Origin of the sequence: Polynucleobacter acidiphobus (assembly GCF_003065385.1) — a bacterium.
In the GTDB taxonomy this organism is placed as follows: domain Bacteria; phylum Pseudomonadota; class Gammaproteobacteria; order Burkholderiales; family Burkholderiaceae; genus Polynucleobacter; species Polynucleobacter acidiphobus.
In genome coordinates, this window is the sequence record NZ_CP023277.1 from 50062 (window position 1) to 64293 (window position 14232).

Annotated in this window: 28 protein-coding genes; all 28 read left to right on the top strand. The window is 47.6% G+C overall.

The features are described 5' to 3' along the window. Window positions 1-27 precede the first annotated feature (27 nt). The gene (tuf, locus tag AOC32_RS00255; RefSeq protein ID WP_108507569.1) at window positions 28-1218 is read left to right on the top strand and encodes an elongation factor Tu; all 1191 of its coding nucleotides are present in this window, start codon (window positions 28-30) and stop codon (window positions 1216-1218) included. 98 nt (window positions 1219-1316) lie between these two features. After that, window positions 1317-1628, top strand: a complete 312-nt coding sequence (gene rpsJ, locus AOC32_RS00260) for a 30S ribosomal protein S10 (protein ID WP_108507581.1) — start codon at window positions 1317-1319, stop codon at window positions 1626-1628. Between the two features lie 184 nt (window positions 1629-1812). Further along, window positions 1813-2463: a 50S ribosomal protein L3 gene (gene rplC / locus AOC32_RS00265; RefSeq protein ID WP_108507582.1), complete on the top strand. Its 651-nt coding sequence runs from the start codon at window positions 1813-1815 to the stop codon at window positions 2461-2463. A 9-nt stretch (window positions 2464-2472) separates the two neighbouring features. Beyond that, entirely contained in the window at window positions 2473-3093 is a 621-nt protein-coding gene (gene rplD, locus AOC32_RS00270; protein ID WP_108507583.1) for a 50S ribosomal protein L4, read from the top strand. Next, window positions 3090-3404 (top strand): 50S ribosomal protein L23, encoded by a 315-nt coding sequence (gene rplW / locus AOC32_RS00275; RefSeq protein WP_108507584.1) that lies wholly within the window; start codon window positions 3090-3092, stop codon window positions 3402-3404. The genes rplD and rplW overlap by 4 nt, the downstream gene beginning before the upstream one ends. A gap of 2 nt (window positions 3405-3406) precedes the next feature. Next, window positions 3407-4237 carry a 50S ribosomal protein L2 gene (gene rplB / locus AOC32_RS00280; RefSeq protein ID WP_108507585.1) on the top strand — a complete coding sequence of 277 codons (831 nt, stop codon included), beginning with the start codon at window positions 3407-3409 and terminating at the stop codon, window positions 4235-4237. A gap of 18 nt (window positions 4238-4255) precedes the next feature. Next, complete coding sequence (gene rpsS / locus AOC32_RS00285; protein ID WP_108507586.1) at window positions 4256-4534, top strand: 30S ribosomal protein S19; 279 nt, start codon at window positions 4256-4258, stop codon at window positions 4532-4534. A gap of 7 nt (window positions 4535-4541) precedes the next feature. Next, window positions 4542-4874, top strand: a complete 333-nt coding sequence (rplV, locus tag AOC32_RS00290; protein WP_199908528.1) for a 50S ribosomal protein L22 — start codon at window positions 4542-4544, stop codon at window positions 4872-4874. An 8-nt stretch (window positions 4875-4882) separates the two neighbouring features. Then, window positions 4883-5725: a 30S ribosomal protein S3 gene (rpsC, locus tag AOC32_RS00295; RefSeq protein WP_108507587.1), complete on the top strand. Its 843-nt coding sequence runs from the start codon at window positions 4883-4885 to the stop codon at window positions 5723-5725. 2 nt (window positions 5726-5727) lie between these two features. Continuing rightward, on the top strand, window positions 5728-6144 hold the full coding sequence (rplP, locus tag AOC32_RS00300) for a 50S ribosomal protein L16 (protein ID WP_108507588.1): 417 nt from the start codon (window positions 5728-5730) through the stop codon (window positions 6142-6144). A gap of 13 nt (window positions 6145-6157) precedes the next feature. Then, window positions 6158-6352, top strand: coding sequence for a 50S ribosomal protein L29 (gene rpmC / locus AOC32_RS00305; protein ID WP_108507589.1), 195 nt, complete (start codon window positions 6158-6160; stop codon window positions 6350-6352). A 13-nt stretch (window positions 6353-6365) separates the two neighbouring features. Then, the gene (gene rpsQ / locus AOC32_RS00310; RefSeq protein WP_108507590.1) at window positions 6366-6635 is read left to right on the top strand and encodes a 30S ribosomal protein S17; all 270 of its coding nucleotides are present in this window, start codon (window positions 6366-6368) and stop codon (window positions 6633-6635) included. 220 nt (window positions 6636-6855) lie between these two features. After that, window positions 6856-7224, top strand: coding sequence for a 50S ribosomal protein L14 (gene rplN / locus AOC32_RS00315; RefSeq protein WP_108507591.1), 369 nt, complete (start codon window positions 6856-6858; stop codon window positions 7222-7224). A 10-nt stretch (window positions 7225-7234) separates the two neighbouring features. Further along, window positions 7235-7543, top strand: coding sequence for a 50S ribosomal protein L24 (rplX, locus tag AOC32_RS00320; RefSeq protein WP_108507592.1), 309 nt, complete (start codon window positions 7235-7237; stop codon window positions 7541-7543). A 14-nt stretch (window positions 7544-7557) separates the two neighbouring features. Then, window positions 7558-8100, top strand: coding sequence for a 50S ribosomal protein L5 (rplE, locus tag AOC32_RS00325; protein WP_108507593.1), 543 nt, complete (start codon window positions 7558-7560; stop codon window positions 8098-8100). A 9-nt stretch (window positions 8101-8109) separates the two neighbouring features. Then, window positions 8110-8415 carry a 30S ribosomal protein S14 gene (gene rpsN / locus AOC32_RS00330; protein WP_108507594.1) on the top strand — a complete coding sequence of 102 codons (306 nt, stop codon included), beginning with the start codon at window positions 8110-8112 and terminating at the stop codon, window positions 8413-8415. A gap of 25 nt (window positions 8416-8440) precedes the next feature. Further along, window positions 8441-8836, top strand: coding sequence for a 30S ribosomal protein S8 (rpsH, locus tag AOC32_RS00335; RefSeq protein ID WP_108507595.1), 396 nt, complete (start codon window positions 8441-8443; stop codon window positions 8834-8836). Window positions 8837-8846: 10 nt separating this feature from the next. Beyond that, on the top strand, window positions 8847-9380 hold the full coding sequence (gene rplF / locus AOC32_RS00340) for a 50S ribosomal protein L6 (RefSeq protein WP_108507596.1): 534 nt from the start codon (window positions 8847-8849) through the stop codon (window positions 9378-9380). Between the two features lie 22 nt (window positions 9381-9402). Further along, on the top strand, window positions 9403-9756 hold the full coding sequence (rplR, locus tag AOC32_RS00345) for a 50S ribosomal protein L18 (protein ID WP_108507597.1): 354 nt from the start codon (window positions 9403-9405) through the stop codon (window positions 9754-9756). Between the two features lie 21 nt (window positions 9757-9777). Further along, window positions 9778-10296 carry a 30S ribosomal protein S5 gene (rpsE, locus tag AOC32_RS00350; protein ID WP_108507598.1) on the top strand — a complete coding sequence of 173 codons (519 nt, stop codon included), beginning with the start codon at window positions 9778-9780 and terminating at the stop codon, window positions 10294-10296. Window positions 10297-10319: 23 nt separating this feature from the next. After that, window positions 10320-10514, top strand: a complete 195-nt coding sequence (gene rpmD / locus AOC32_RS00355; protein WP_108509267.1) for a 50S ribosomal protein L30 — start codon at window positions 10320-10322, stop codon at window positions 10512-10514. A gap of 4 nt (window positions 10515-10518) precedes the next feature. Further along, on the top strand, window positions 10519-10959 hold the full coding sequence (gene rplO, locus AOC32_RS00360; protein WP_108507599.1) for a 50S ribosomal protein L15: 441 nt from the start codon (window positions 10519-10521) through the stop codon (window positions 10957-10959). Window positions 10960-10967: 8 nt separating this feature from the next. Beyond that, window positions 10968-12311, top strand: a complete 1344-nt coding sequence (gene secY, locus AOC32_RS00365) for a preprotein translocase subunit SecY (RefSeq protein ID WP_108507600.1) — start codon at window positions 10968-10970, stop codon at window positions 12309-12311. Window position 12312: 1 nt separating this feature from the next. Beyond that, on the top strand, window positions 12313-12531 hold the full coding sequence (gene infA, locus AOC32_RS00370; RefSeq protein WP_108507601.1) for a translation initiation factor IF-1: 219 nt from the start codon (window positions 12313-12315) through the stop codon (window positions 12529-12531). 21 nt (window positions 12532-12552) lie between these two features. After that, window positions 12553-12669 (top strand): 50S ribosomal protein L36, encoded by a 117-nt coding sequence (rpmJ, locus tag AOC32_RS00375; protein ID WP_096673338.1) that lies wholly within the window; start codon window positions 12553-12555, stop codon window positions 12667-12669. A gap of 23 nt (window positions 12670-12692) precedes the next feature. Then, window positions 12693-13058 (top strand): 30S ribosomal protein S13, encoded by a 366-nt coding sequence (rpsM, locus tag AOC32_RS00380; protein ID WP_108507602.1) that lies wholly within the window; start codon window positions 12693-12695, stop codon window positions 13056-13058. 12 nt (window positions 13059-13070) lie between these two features. Beyond that, window positions 13071-13484, top strand: coding sequence for a 30S ribosomal protein S11 (rpsK, locus tag AOC32_RS00385; RefSeq protein WP_108507603.1), 414 nt, complete (start codon window positions 13071-13073; stop codon window positions 13482-13484). 115 nt (window positions 13485-13599) lie between these two features. Beyond that, window positions 13600-14223, top strand: a complete 624-nt coding sequence (gene rpsD / locus AOC32_RS00390) for a 30S ribosomal protein S4 (protein WP_108507604.1) — start codon at window positions 13600-13602, stop codon at window positions 14221-14223. Window positions 14224-14232: the final 9 nt, after the last annotated feature.

Consider the following 14232-nt stretch of genomic DNA (forward strand, 5'->3'; position numbering starts at 1 on the left):
TGATTAGCTAAATAAAAGGCACCCAAAATGGCAAAAGAAAAATTTGAACGGACTAAACCCCATGTGAACGTTGGCACCATTGGTCACGTCGACCACGGTAAGACCACCTTAACTGCAGCAATCACCACCGTGCTCTCCAAGCTCTTTGGTGGCGAAGCAAAAGCCTACGATCAGATCGATGCGGCTCCTGAAGAGAAGGCCCGTGGTATTACGATTAATACCGCCCACGTTGAGTACGAGACCAAGAACCGTCACTACGCCCACGTCGATTGCCCAGGCCACGCCGACTATGTGAAGAACATGATTACCGGTGCTGCCCAGATGGACGGCGCTATTTTGGTGGTCTCGGCTGCCGATGGTCCGATGCCCCAAACCCGTGAGCACATCCTCTTGGCCCGCCAAGTGGGCGTGCCTTACATCATCGTGTTTATGAACAAATGCGATATGGTGGATGACGCTGAACTCTTAGAGCTCGTAGAGATGGAAGTGCGTGAGCTGCTCTCCAAGTACGAGTTCCCAGGCGACGATACCCCCATCGTCAAGGGCTCTGCCAAGCTCGCCTTAGAAGGCGACAAGGGTGAGTTGGGCGAAGGCGCCATCATGAAGCTTGCCGAAGCCTTAGATAGCTATATCCCCAATCCTGAGCGTGCGATTGATGGCGCATTCTTGATGCCAGTCGAAGACGTGTTCTCGATCTCCGGTCGTGGCACCGTGGTGACCGGTCGTGTCGAGCGCGGCATTGTAAAAGTCGGTGAAGAGATTGAGATCGTGGGTATTAAGCCAACGCTGAAGACCACCTGCACTGGCGTCGAGATGTTCCGTAAACTGCTCGACCAAGGTCAAGCCGGTGATAACGTCGGTATCCTCTTGCGCGGTACTAAGCGCGAGGAAGTCGAGCGTGGCCAAGTATTAGCCAAGCCCGGCTCGATTACTCCCCACACCCACTTTACCGCTGAGGTTTATGTGTTGTCCAAAGATGAAGGCGGTCGTCACACCCCCTTCTTTAACAACTACCGTCCTCAGTTTTACTTCCGTACCACCGATGTCACTGGCTCGATTGAGTTGCCAAAGGACAAAGAGATGGTGATGCCTGGCGATAACGTCACCATCACCGTGAAGCTCATTGCCCCCATCGCGATGGAAGAGGGCTTGCGCTTTGCAATCCGTGAAGGCGGTCGTACCGTCGGTGCGGGTGTGGTTGCGAAGATTTTGGCTTAATTGTTTTGCACGATTGGGAATATTTGTGCTGCAGATATTCCCTTGCTCTTTAGTTGGATGATTAACGCGGCAGCACCGCACTGCTCTTTGGAATAACTATGCAAAACCAGAAAATTAGAATTCGTTTGAAGGCATTTGATTATCGATTGATCGACCAATCCGCCGCCGAGATTGTCGATACTGCGAAGCGCACTGGCGCAGTTGTCAAGGGCCCAATTCCTTTGCCAACCCGCATTGAGCGTTTTGATTTGTTACGTTCTCCCCATGTGAACAAGACTTCACGGGATCAGATGGAGATCCGTACGCACCTCCGTTTGATGGATATTGTCGATCCTACCGAGAAAACGGTAGACGCCCTGATGAAGTTGGATTTGCCTGCTGGCGTGGATGTTGAAATCAAGCTGCAGTAAGCTAGATTGCGCAAAAGTTTGTTAGTTTTGCCTTTTTAGGCTAGAATTGAAGGCTTTTCGTAGTTTTGAAAAGCATATTTTGTAGTATATAAATTGTAAGTGCTTGTTTTATATAAATATTTTTATTTAAACAGGTTAAATTAAATTTCCGCTGACCAATCGAAGTCAGCATTGGAGTAAGAATATGAGCTTAGGCTTGATCGGCCGTAAGGTCGGCATGACCCGTCTGTTTACGGATGAAGGGGAAGCAATTCCTGTCACCGTGATTGATGTGAGCGATAACCGGGTTGCTCAAGTAAAAACCCAGGCAGCGGATGGCTATGATGCCGTTCAGTTGGCTCACGGAACACGCCGCGCTAGCCGCGTGACCAAGGCGATGGCCGGACACTTTGCAAAAGCAGGTGTGATGGCTGGCAATGCCTTAAATGAATTTCATGTGGATGCTGAAAAATTGGCCGAGATGAAGCCTGGCCAAGTTGTCGGTGTTGATGTTTTTGCCGCCGGTCAAAAGGTGGATGTGCAAGGCGTTACGATCGGTAAGGGCTACGCTGGAACGATTAAGCGCTATCACTTTGCGTCAGGTCGTGCGAGCCATGGTAACTCTCGTTCACATAATGTTCCAGGTTCTATTGGTATGGCGCAAGATCCAGGCCGCGTTTTTCCTGGTAAGCGCATGACCGGTCATTTGGGTGATGTAACCCGTACCGTTCAAAATCTCGTGATTGCTCGCATTGATGCAGAGCGCAATCTAATTATGGTCAAGGGCGCTATACCTGGTGCTCCTGGTGGAAAAGTACTTGTTACTCCAGCTGTTAAAGCTGTAGCCAAGAAATAAGGAGAAGACATGGAACTCAAACTTCTCCAAGATAACGGTCAGCTAGGCGCTGGTGTGCAAGCCTCACCCGAAGTATTTGAGCGTGAGTACAACGAAGCCTTGGTTCATCAAATCGTCGTTGCTTATCAGGCGAATGCGCGAAGTGGTAATCGTGCCCAGAAGGATCGTGAGCAAGTTAAGCACAGTACGAAAAAACCATGGCGTCAAAAAGGTACTGGCCGTGCTCGTGCTGGTATGAGCTCTTCGCCATTGTGGCGCGGAGGCGGTCGGATATTCCCGAACTCCCCAGAAGAAAATTTCTCGCATAAGGTCAACAAGAAAATGTATCGCGCTGGTATGCGCTCGATCCTTTCTCAGTTAGCGCGCGAAGGTCGTTTAAATGTCGTTGACCAATTTAATTTGGATGCGCCCAAGACAAAGTTGTTGGCTGAAAAAGTCAAGGGCATGGGTCTTGAGTCCGTGTTAATTATTTTGGATGAGGTGAGCGAGAATCTTTATCTTGCTTCCCGCAATTTGCATAAAGTTGCTGTGGTTGAGCCTCAACATGCAGATCCCTTGTCATTAGTTCAGTTTCAAAAAGTATTGGTGAGCAAGGCAGCGATCGCCAAGATGGAGGAGTTGCTGAAATGAGCCAAACACGTAAAAACGATCATCGTCTCATGCAGATTTTGCTTGGACCCATTGTTTCTGAAAAAGCAACGATGGTGGCTGAAAAGAATGAGCAAGTGATTTTCCAAGTTGCGCGCGATGCAAACAAGCTCGATGTGAAGCAAGCGGTTGAATTGCTTTTCAAAGTTCAAGTGGAGTCTGTGCAAATCGTTAATCAAAAAGGTAAGCCAAAGCGCTTTGGCCGATTTGAGGGTCGACGCGATCACGCCAAGAAGGCCTATGTCAATCTGAAGCCTGGTCAAGAAATTAACTTTGAAGCGGAGGCAAATTAATTATGCCGCTCATGAAAACTAAACCGACCTCACCAGGTCGTCGTTCAATGGTAAAGGTGGTCAATCCTGATCTGCACAAAGGCAAGCCTTTCGCAGCATTGGTTGAGCCCCAGTTCCAAAAAGCTGGTCGTAACAATAATGGCCACATTACAACTCGTCATAAGGGCGGTGGTCATAAGCATCACTACCGCATGGTTGACTTTAAGCGCAACGATAAAGATGGTATCGCCGCTAAGGTAGAGCGCCTAGAATACGATCCAAACCGTAGTGCGAATATTGCTCTCCTGGTCTTTGCGGACGGTGAGCGTCGTTACATCATTGCGTCCAAGGGGATGACGGTTGGACAGCAGGTAATGAACGGTGCTGAGGCTCCGATCAAAGCAGGAAATAATTTACCGATTCGTAATATTCCAATTGGTAGCACGATCCATTGTGTAGAGATGTTGCCTGGAAAGGGTGCGCAAATCGCCCGCTCCGCTGGTAGTTCAGCAGTTTTGTTAGCACGCGAAGGTGTGTATGGCCAAGTTCGTTTGCGCTCCGGTGAAGTACGTCGTATTTTGATCGATTGCCGTGCCACCATTGGTGAAGTTGGCAATGAAGAGCATAGCTTGCGTCAGATTGGTAAAGCAGGTGCAACCCGTTGGCGCGGTATTCGCCCAACAGTTCGCGGTGTAGCTATGAACCCAATCGACCACCCACATGGTGGTGGCGAAGGCCGAACCGGTGAAGGCCGTGTACCAGTCTCTCCATGGGGAACCCCAACGAAGGGCTATCGTACCCGTCGCAATAAACGTACAACGACCATGATTGTTCAGCGTCGTCAAAAGCGTTAATGGATAAGGAATAGATAAATGACTCGTTCTGCGAAAAAAGGTCCTTTCTGCGATGCTAGCCTTGTAAAAAAGGTTGAGACCGCTCAGGCCAATAAAGATAAGAAGCCAATTAAGACATGGTCACGTCGTTCGACCATTCTTCCTGACTTCATTGGATTAACCATTGCTGTTCACAACGGTAAACAGCACGTTCCAGTCTATGTTTCTGAAAACATGGTTGGACACAAGCTTGGTGAGTTTGCTTTGACACGCACGTTCAAAGGACACTCTGCCGACAAGAAAGTAGTGAAGAAGTAAGGGGATGATGATGGAAGTTAAAGCTATTCACCGCGGCGCACGAATTTCTGCCCAAAAAACACGTTTAGTGGCAGATCAAATTCGTGGTTTGCCGATTTCTCGCGCTATGAACATTTTGAATTTCAGCCCCAAAAAAGCTGCTTTCATCATGAAGAAGGTGGTTGAATCCGCCATCGCTAATGCTGAGCACAATAAAGGTGCCGACATTGATGAGCTCAAAGTGTCCGCTGTGATTGTTGATAAAGCAACGTCATTAAAGCGTTTTACTGCTCGCGCCAAAGGCCGCGGTAACCGTATTGAGAAACAAAGTTGTCACATTAGCGTGACCTTGAGTAATTAAGGAAAGACATGGGCCAAAAAATTAATCCAAATGGATTTCGTCTATCGGTAAGCCGTAACTGGACATCCCGTTGGTATGCCAATAGCAATGATTTTGCCAACATGCTTAAAGAGGATGTTGAGGTTCGTAATTACTTGAAGAAGAAGCTAAAGAATGCTTCTGTTAGCAAGGTTTTAATTGAGCGTCCTGCTAAGAACGCACGAATCACCATTTTTAGTTCGCGTCCTGGCGTCGTGATTGGTAAGAAGGGTGAGGATATTGAGGTTCTCCGTAAAGAATTGCAAAAACGGATGGGCGTTCCGGTTCATGTCAATATTGAAGAGATTCGTAAGCCCGAAGTGGATGCTCAGTTGATTGCGGACTCGATCACTCAGCAGCTTGAAAAGCGCATTATGTTCCGTCGTGCCATGAAGCGTGCGATGCAAAGTGCCATGCGTCTTGGTGCTCAGGGCATCAAGATTATGTCCTCTGGCCGTTTGAATGGCGCTGAAATTGCGCGCCGCGAATGGTATCGCGAGGGCCGCGTTCCACTCCATACTTTGAAAGCGGATATTGATTACGCTACTTCAGAGGCAGAAACAACATACGGCATTATTGGCGTTAAAGTCTGGGTTTATAAGGGCGACACCTTAGGTCGTGGCGCAGACGCGCAATTGACTCAAAATGCGGCACCAGAAGCCCCAGTTGCTGAAGAGAAAAAACCACGTCGCGCACCAGCAAAGACTGTGCGTCGCGCAGCCGGCGCTGATTCCTCAGCGAAGCCCGGTGAAGAGAAGCCAGCGGTGAAGCCCACTGTAAAGCGGGTTCGTAAAGCCACCGCCAGCACAGAAACGAAGAAGGCAGGAGAGTAAGCATGCTGCAACCAAAGCGTCGCAAATATCGTAAAGAACAAAAAGGTCGCAACACTGGTGTCGCAACACGTGGCAGTTCGGTTGCCTTCGGTGATTTTGGTTTGAAGGCGGTTGGCCGCGGTCGTTTAACGGCGCGTCAAATTGAATCTGCGCGTCGTGCAATGACCCGTCACATCAAGCGCGGTGGAAGAATCTGGATCCGCATTTTCCCAGACAAGCCAATTTCACAAAAGCCCGCTGAAGTGCGTATGGGTAACGGAAAAGGTAACCCTGAATACTACGTAGCCGAGATTCAGCCAGGTAAGGTTTTGTACGAAATGGACGGTGTTGATGAAACTCTTGCAAGAGAGGCATTCCGTCTAGCCGCATCCAAGCTGCCTATTCAAACCACGTTTGTGATTCGTCAAATCGGCGCTTAATCAGGAATCCATCATGAAAAGCAAAGAACTGCAAAGTAAAGATTTAGGTGCTCTTAATCAAGAGCTATCTGAATTGCTAAAAACCCATTTCAAGCTGCGGATGCAAAAAGCAACTCAGCAACTTCAAAATACCAGTCAATTGGGACAGGTGAAGCGTGATATTGCTCGCGTTAAAACCTTTATCACCCAAAAGACTATTCAGAAATAATTAGGATCGAGATATGACAGAAATCTCCAAACCCTTGCGCCGCACCCTGGTTGGTCGAGTCGTTAGCGACAAGATGCAAAAAACGGTGACTGTTCAAGTTGAGCGTCAAGTGAAGCACCCTGTAATTGGTAAATACGTTGGTAAGTCAAAAAAGTATCACGCACATGATGAGACCAATCAGTACAAGATGGGTGACACCGTGGAAATTACTGAAGGCAAGCCAATGGCTAAAACGAAGGCCTGGGTAGTGACCCGATTGGTTGAGGCTTCCAAAGGAATTTAAGTTGAAATTTTGACAAGAGATTGTCAAAACACAGTTTTTTGTAGTAGAATCAAAGGCTTTCCGTTATCAAACATGCTAAATGACGGAAACATATAGTTTTATTAAGTTGTTGATTTATAAGTAATTTTTATTAAATCCGAGCCATGTTGCAGCAATGCGATGGGCTCATAGACGGAACCAAGACTGACGCCATTGGCGTACAAGTTGGGGATTAGACAAAATGATTCAGACTGAAAGCAGGTTGCAAGTCGCCGATAACACTGGCGCGAGCGAAGTTTTGTGCATCAAGGTATTGGGCGGCTCAAAGCGCCGTTATGCCAATATTGGTGACGTGATCAAGGTTAGCGTAAAGGCTGCCGCTCCTCGTGGTCGAGTTAAAAAAGGCGATATTTATAACGCAGTGGTTGTTCGGACTGCGAAAGGTGTTCGTCGTCCAGACGGCTCCTTAATTAAATTTGATGAGAATGCCGCTGTTTTGCTTAATGCAAAGCTTGAGCCGATCGGCACCCGCATTTTTGGACCAGTCACGCGTGAGCTACGCACAGAGCGTTTCATGAAGATTGTTTCTCTTGCCCCTGAAGTTATTTAAAGAGGTCACTATGAAAAAGATTCGTAAAGGCGACTCCGTGATTGTTCTGACTGGGCGTGATAAGGGTAAAAAAGGAACGGTTACCGGAATTCTCGAAAACAAATTTGTGGTTGAGGGCGTGAACATTTACAAAAAGAATGTAAAGCCCAATCCTAATGAGGGAACCACCGGTGGAACCGTTGATAAGACCATGCCCATTGCTGCTTCTAACATTGCATTGGTTGATGCAAATGGTAAGCCATCCCGCGTCGGCATTAAGTTGGTGGATGGCAAAAAAGTGCGTTATTTAAAAACCACTGGCGCGACGCTTAGCGCTTAAGGTTCGGAGAAATTATGAGCACCCGTTTACAAGAGCATTACAAAAATACAGTCATTGCAAACTTGATGCAGCAGTTTGGCTATAAGTCCGTGATGGAAGTCCCGCGCATCACCAAAATTACCCTCAACATGGGTTTAGGTGAGGCCGTGAGTGATAAAAAAGTGATTGAGCACGCAGTTGGTGATTTAACCAAAGTTGCTGGTCAAAAACCGGTTGTCACAAAAGCGCGCAAGGCGATTGCAGGATTTAAGATTCGTCAAGGTTATCCCATCGGTGCGATGGTAACCCTGCGTGGTACTCGTATGTATGAGTTCTTAGATCGTTTTATTACGGTTTCTTTACCTCGGGTACGCGATTTCCGTGGAATCTCTGGCAAAGCGTTTGATGGCCGGGGTAACTACAACATTGGCGTTAAAGAGCAAATTATTTTCCCTGAAATTGAGTACGACAAAATTGATGCATTACGTGGTCTCAATATCAGTATTACGACCTCCGCTAAAACCGATGAAGAAGCTAAGGCATTGTTAGCGGCGTTTAAATTTCCATTTCGCAATTAAGAGGCAAACGTGGCAAAACTATCTTTAATTGAGCGTGAGAAAAAACGCGCTAAGTTGGTTGCAAAATTCACGCACAAGCGCGCAGAGCTTAAGTCGATCATTAACGACACAAGCCGCAGCGACGAGGAGCGTTATGAGGCCCGTTTAAAGCTGCAATCATTGCCGCGCAATGCGAGCCCTATTCGTCAACGTAATCGTTGTTCATTAACCGGTCGTCCACGTGGCACCTTCCGCAAATTTGGTTTGGCACGCGGCAAGATCCGTGAGATTGCTTTCCGTGGCGAGATCCCCGGTTTAACCAAGGCCAGCTGGTAAGCGGCGAACGAATTTAGGAGAACCCATGAGTATTAGTGATCCAATCGCCGATATGTTGACCAGAATTCGCAACGCGCAAGCGGTGCAGAAAACCTTGGTTACCATGCCGTCGTCCAAATTAAAAGTAGCTATCGCTAAGGTCTTGAAAGACGAAGGCTATATCGATAGTTTTGAAATCACCGGTGAAGCAGCTAAGCCTGTATTGAAGATTGATCTCAAATACTATGCTGGCCGTCCTGTGATTGAACGAATTGAGCGAGTTTCAACTCCCAGCTTGCGTATTTACAAGGGACGCCATGACATTCCTGAGGTCATGAATGGCTTGGGCGTTGCCATTATTTCAACACCGCAAGGTTTGATGACCGATCGCAAAGCACGCGCATCCGGCGTCGGCGGCGAAGTCATTTGCTACGTGGCTTAAGGAGAGAACGATGTCTCGAGTTGGTAAATCTCCCATTACAGTGCCAAAAGGCGCTGAGATCAGTATCGCAAACGCGTTGTTAACTGTGAAAGGCCCATTGGGGACTCTCACCCACACCTTGCATCCTAGTGTTGGTCTTGAGCATAAAGATGGCGTTATTACAGTTGCTATTAAAGATAGCTCACCAGAAGCAAATGCATTGTCTGGAACGACCCGTGCATTGGTTAATAACATGGTCGTTGGTGTGACCCAGGGATTTGAGCGCAAGTTAAGTCTTGTTGGAGTGGGCTATCGTGCGCAGGCACAAGGTAATTCTTTGAAATTGCAATTGGGCTTCTCGCATGAAATTAACTATCCGCTACCCACTGGCGTGAAAGCAGAAACCCCTTCGCAAACTGAAATCATTATCAAAGGCGCTAATAAGCAACAAGTTGGTCAAGTTGCTGCGGAAGTGCGTGCCTATCGTTCCCCAGAGCCATACAAGGGCAAGGGTGTGCGTTATGTTGATGAAGTGGTTCACCTTAAAGAAACCAAGAAGAAGTAATTAAGTAAAGCCGAGATTCGATATGAACAAAAACGAAACAAGACAAAGACGTGCGCGTCAAACCCGGATCAAGATTGCTGAGCAATTGGCTCATCGCTTGACGGTGATTCGGAGCAATTGCCATATCTCTGCCCAGGTCTATAGCCCATGTGGTAGCAAGGTGCTTGCCGCAGCTTCGACCATGGAAAAAGATTTGCGTACTTCGGTAAAAAATGGTGGCAATAGCCAAGCAGCACAAGCTATTGGCAAATTAATCGCCGAACGTGCAAAGAAGGCTGGCGTTGAAAACGTCGCGTTTGATCGTGCTGGACATCGTTATCACGGCCGTATTAAGGCCCTTGCTGAAGCTGCGCGTGAAGCCGGCTTGAAGTTCTAAGAAACGGTTTAGGAAAAAATTATGGCAAAAATGCAAACCAAAATTCAGTCTGAAGAGCGCGATGACGGTCTACGCGAGAAGATGATTGCTGTTAATCGCGTGACCAAAGTAGTGAAGGGCGGCCGTATCCTTGGCTTTGCTGCCTTGACAGTCGTTGGTGATGGCGATGGACGAATTGGAATGGGCAAAGGTAAGTCGAAAGAAGTTCCAGTTGCTGTTCAAAAAGCAATGGACGAAGCTCGTCGCAAAATGATTAAGGTTCCCCTTCGTAAGGGCACATTGCAGCATTCTGTGATTGGTCAGCATGGTGCGTCGCGTGTTCTGATTTCTCCTGCCAAAGAAGGTACCGGTGTGATCGCCGGCGGACCAATGCGCGCGATCTTTGATGTGATGGGCGTAACCAACGTAGTTGCTAAGTCGATTGGTTCAACCAATCCTTACAACATGGTACGTGCCACTTTGGACGGTTTGAGCAAGATGAGTACGCCCGCAGAAATTGCTGCGAAGCGCGGAAAGTCGGTTGAGGAAATTTTGGGTTAATCGCCTGTAATCGAAAGTAAATGATGGCAAACACACAATCAAATTCAAAGGTCAAACTTCAGCTAGTACGTAGCTTGATCGGTACGCGCGAGAGTCACCGTGCCACGGTTCGTGGTTTGGGCCTTGGTCGCCTGAACTCAGTTTCAGAGTTACAAGATACCCCGGCGGTCCGGGGAATGATTAATAAGGTTTCATACCTTGTGAAAGTGATCGGGTAAAGCAATGCAATTAAATACGATTAAACCCGCCGAAGGTGCTAAACGCCCACGTCGTCGTGTCGGCCGTGGCATTGGTTCGGGTCTTGGTAAGACTGCTGGTCGCGGTCACAAGGGTCAAAAGTCGCGTTCCGGCGGTTTTCATAAAGTTGGTTTTGAGGGCGGTCAAATGCCCATGTATCGGCGCTTGCCCAAGCGCGGCTTTATTTCTTTAACTCGTCGTTTTGTCGGTCAAGTAACCCTTGCCGATTTAGAGCGCATTGGTTTGGCTGAAGTTGATCTGGTTGCTTTGAAACAGCATGGTCTTGCTGGTGAGCAAACGAATGCTGTCAAAGTGATTAAGACTGGTGAAATTAAGCGCGCGGTTACCTTAAAGGGATTGACTGCAAGTGCTGGTGCAAAAGCCGCCATCGAGGCTGCTGGCGGCAAGGTGCTCGCTGAGGTTTAAAGCAATTTATGGCGCTCGGTTCCTCTAACGTCTCTAGTTTGACACCATCTGGAAACAAGTATGGCGACTTACGTCGCCGCTTGATTTTCTTGGTATTGGCGTTGGTTGTCTTCCGTATTGGTGCTCACATTCCTGTGCCTGGTATTGATCCTGATCAGTTATCAAAACTGTTTAGTGAGCAAAAAGACGGTATTTTGGGAATGTTCAATTTGTTTTCAGGCGGCGCTTTATCCCGCTTCACGGTGTTTGCTTTGGGCATCATGCCGTATATCTCGGCATCGATCATCATGCAATTGATGACCATTGTGATTCCTTCGCTCGAGGCGATGAAAAAGGAAGGCCAAGCTGGTCAACGTAAGATCACCCAATATACCCGTTATGCAACCGTGTTTTTGGCAACCTTTCAAGCGATTGGAATTTCCGTTGCGCTTGAGTCTCAGCCTGGCCTTGTTGTTGATCCTGGTCTCATGTTTCAGTTCAATACGGTTGTAACGCTTGTTACTGGAACGATGTTTTTAATGTGGCTCGGTGAGCAAATTACTGAACGCGGCTTGGGTAATGGTATTTCCATCATTATTTTTGCCGGGATTGTTTCTGGTCTGCCAAGCGCATTGGCCAGTCTTTTAGAGTTGGTCCGCACTGGCTCCATGAGCATTCTCTCAGCAATTTTTATCGTATTGATCGTCATTGCAGTGACATATTTTGTCGTTTTCGTAGAGCGTGGTCAGCGCCGTATTCTGGTGAACTATGCCAAACGTCAGGTGGGCAATAAGATTTATGGCGGCCAGTCTTCCCATTTGCCATTAAAGCTCAATATGGCTGGTGTTATTCCCCCCATTTTTGCTTCTTCGATTATTTTGTTCCCAGCCACCATTGCCGGTTGGTTTACTGCAGGCGAACCAACCAATATGGTGAGTCGTATCGTTAAAGATTTGGCGGCAACCTTAGCCCCTGGCCAACCGGTTTACATCATTTTGTATGCCACTGCCATTATTTTCTTCTGCTTTTTCTATACCGCGCTGGTTTTTAATAGCCGCGATACGGCTGATAACCTGAAAAAGAGCGGTGCATTTGTTCCAGGTATTCGTCCAGGTGATCAAACTGCTCGCTACATCGATAAGATTTTGGTGCGTTTGACCTTGGCTGGTGCAATTTATATGGTCTTAGTGTGCTTATTGCCTGAGTTTTTGGTTTTGAAATACAACGTTCCTTTCTACTTTGGCGGAACATCGTTGTTAATTATTGTGGTGGTTGCGATGGACTTTATGGCTCAAGTGCAATCATTTGTGATGCAACAGCAGTACGGCTCTCTGATGAAGAAAGCCAACTTTAAGATGGGACCCACTCTCTAAGATGCCTAAAGACGATGTAATTCAGATGGCGGGGGAAATTGTTGAAAACCTCCCCAATGCCATGTTTAGGGTGAAGTTAGAGAATGGGCATGTGGTTTTAGGTCATATTTCTGGGAAGATGCGGATGCATTACATCCGAATCCTGCCAGGAGATAAGGTAACTGTGGAAATGACCCCATACGATTTAACGCGCGCAAGAATTATCTTCCGTGCGAAGTAAGGATTATTAAAGAGGTGAATGATGAAAGTATTGGCATCCGTTAAATGTATTTGCCGCAATTGCAAAATCATCAAGCGTAAGCGCGTGGTGCGTGTGATCTGCTCGTCCGATCCACGTCATAAGCAGCGTCAAGGTTAATTCGGTTAAGTAGAGGAATTTATATGGCACGTATCGCTGGGGTAAATATCCCAAATCATCAACATACTGTGATTGGTTTAACCGCCATCTACGGTATTGGTAAAGCACAAGCTCTCAAGATCTGTGAGAACACGGGTGTTGCAATCGATAAGAAAGTGAAAGATCTTACCGATGCTGAGCTAGAAAAGCTTCGTGATGAAGTGGGTAAGCGCACCACAGAGGGTGATTTGCGTCGTGAAGTCACCATGAACATTAAGCGTTTAATGGACTTGGCTTGCTATCGCGGCATTCGTCATCGCAAGGGCTTGCCAGTGCGTGGCCAGAGAACGAAGACCAATGCTCGTACCCGCAAAGGCCCCCGTAAGGCTGGCGTTGCACTCAAGAAATAATTAGGAACTGATATGGCAAAAGCACAACAAACCGCCGCAAACGCAAGTGCACAACGCGCTCGCAAAAAGGTTAAAAAGAACGTCGCTGATGGCATTGCCCACGTGCATGCATCGTTTAACAATACCATTGTGACCATTACCGATCGTCAAGGAAATGCCTTGTCGTGGGCAACATCAGGCGGTCAAGGATTTAAGGGTTCACGTAAGTCAACGCCATTTGCAGCTCAGGTTGCTGCTGAAGTGGCTGGTAAGGCAGCAATTGAGTGTGGGATTAAGAATTTAGAGGTTCAGATTAAGGGCCCGGGTCCTGGTCGTGAGTCTGCAGTTCGTGCATTGAACTCTTTGGGCATCAAGATTGTTGAGATCCAGGATGTGACTCCGGTCCCTCACAATGGTTGCCGTCCTCCAAAGCGCCGCCGTATCTAATTTTTGCAGTACCAAGCCGCTGGCTTTGCCAGCAATTGTTTAATAAGCCCACCGTTCGTTGGTAGTTACAGCGAACTCACCTCGGTAACCATCGAGGCATAGAAAGGAAGAAATCGTGGCACGTTATTTAGGCCCTAAAGCCAAACTATCTCGTCGGGAAGGTACCGACTTATTTTTAAAGAGCGCTCGCCGTGCTTTATCGGACAAGTGCAAATTAGACAGCAAGCCAGGACAGCACGGCCGCACCTCTGGTGCTCGTACTTCTGACTTCGGTAATCAGTTGCGTGAGAAGCAAAAGGTAAAGCGGATTTATGGCGTACTCGAGCGTCAGTTCCGTCGCTACTTTGCTGAAGCTGAGCGTCGTAAAGGCAATACTGGTGAGACCTTATTGCAGCTGCTTGAGTCCCGTTTGGATAATGTGGTTTATCGCATGGGTTTTGGTTCAACCCGTGCCGAAGCACGTCAGTTGGTATCGCATGCAGCAATTACGGTAAATGGCCAAGTGGTCAATATTCCGTCAATGCAGGTTCGTCCTGGCGATGTCATTGCGATTCGTGAGAAGGCAAAGAAGCAAACCCGTATTCAAGAAGCACTAAATCTTGCTTCGCAAGTTGGTTCAATTAATTGGGTCAGCGTTGATGCAAGCAAGCTCGAGGGAACGTTTAAACAAGTACCAGATCGCGATGAAATCAGTGGTGATATCAACGAAAGTTTGATCGTCGAATTGTATTCACGCTAATACTGCACC

Bases quoted from the DNA above. Each gene is read 5' to 3' on its own strand.
- tuf (WP_108507569.1), top strand. From the start codon at position 28: ATGGCAAAAGAAAAATTTGAACGGACTAAACCCCATGTGAACGTTGGC.
- rpsJ (WP_108507581.1), top strand. From the start codon at position 1,317: ATGCAAAACCAGAAAATTAGAATTCGTTTGAAGGCATTTGATTATCGA.
- rplC (WP_108507582.1), top strand. From the start codon at position 1,813: ATGAGCTTAGGCTTGATCGGCCGTAAGGTCGGCATGACCCGTCTGTTT.
- rplD (WP_108507583.1), top strand. From the start codon at position 2,473: ATGGAACTCAAACTTCTCCAAGATAACGGTCAGCTAGGCGCTGGTGTG.
- rplW (WP_108507584.1), top strand. From the start codon at position 3,090: ATGAGCCAAACACGTAAAAACGATCATCGTCTCATGCAGATTTTGCTT.
- rplB (WP_108507585.1), top strand. From the start codon at position 3,407: ATGCCGCTCATGAAAACTAAACCGACCTCACCAGGTCGTCGTTCAATG.
- rpsS (WP_108507586.1), top strand. From the start codon at position 4,256: ATGACTCGTTCTGCGAAAAAAGGTCCTTTCTGCGATGCTAGCCTTGTA.
- rplV (WP_199908528.1), top strand. From the start codon at position 4,542: ATGATGGAAGTTAAAGCTATTCACCGCGGCGCACGAATTTCTGCCCAA.
- rpsC (WP_108507587.1), top strand. From the start codon at position 4,883: ATGGGCCAAAAAATTAATCCAAATGGATTTCGTCTATCGGTAAGCCGT.
- rplP (WP_108507588.1), top strand. From the start codon at position 5,728: ATGCTGCAACCAAAGCGTCGCAAATATCGTAAAGAACAAAAAGGTCGC.
- rpmC (WP_108507589.1), top strand. From the start codon at position 6,158: ATGAAAAGCAAAGAACTGCAAAGTAAAGATTTAGGTGCTCTTAATCAA.
- rpsQ (WP_108507590.1), top strand. From the start codon at position 6,366: ATGACAGAAATCTCCAAACCCTTGCGCCGCACCCTGGTTGGTCGAGTC.
- rplN (WP_108507591.1), top strand. From the start codon at position 6,856: ATGATTCAGACTGAAAGCAGGTTGCAAGTCGCCGATAACACTGGCGCG.
- rplX (WP_108507592.1), top strand. From the start codon at position 7,235: ATGAAAAAGATTCGTAAAGGCGACTCCGTGATTGTTCTGACTGGGCGT.
- rplE (WP_108507593.1), top strand. From the start codon at position 7,558: ATGAGCACCCGTTTACAAGAGCATTACAAAAATACAGTCATTGCAAAC.
- rpsH (WP_108507595.1), top strand. From the start codon at position 8,441: ATGAGTATTAGTGATCCAATCGCCGATATGTTGACCAGAATTCGCAAC.
- rplF (WP_108507596.1), top strand. From the start codon at position 8,847: ATGTCTCGAGTTGGTAAATCTCCCATTACAGTGCCAAAAGGCGCTGAG.
- rplR (WP_108507597.1), top strand. From the start codon at position 9,403: ATGAACAAAAACGAAACAAGACAAAGACGTGCGCGTCAAACCCGGATC.
- rpsE (WP_108507598.1), top strand. From the start codon at position 9,778: ATGGCAAAAATGCAAACCAAAATTCAGTCTGAAGAGCGCGATGACGGT.
- rpmD (WP_108509267.1), top strand. From the start codon at position 10,320: ATGGCAAACACACAATCAAATTCAAAGGTCAAACTTCAGCTAGTACGT.
- rplO (WP_108507599.1), top strand. From the start codon at position 10,519: ATGCAATTAAATACGATTAAACCCGCCGAAGGTGCTAAACGCCCACGT.
- secY (WP_108507600.1), top strand. From the start codon at position 10,968: ATGGCGCTCGGTTCCTCTAACGTCTCTAGTTTGACACCATCTGGAAAC.
- infA (WP_108507601.1), top strand. From the start codon at position 12,313: ATGCCTAAAGACGATGTAATTCAGATGGCGGGGGAAATTGTTGAAAAC.
- rpmJ (WP_096673338.1), top strand. From the start codon at position 12,553: ATGAAAGTATTGGCATCCGTTAAATGTATTTGCCGCAATTGCAAAATC.
- rpsM (WP_108507602.1), top strand. From the start codon at position 12,693: ATGGCACGTATCGCTGGGGTAAATATCCCAAATCATCAACATACTGTG.
- rpsK (WP_108507603.1), top strand. From the start codon at position 13,071: ATGGCAAAAGCACAACAAACCGCCGCAAACGCAAGTGCACAACGCGCT.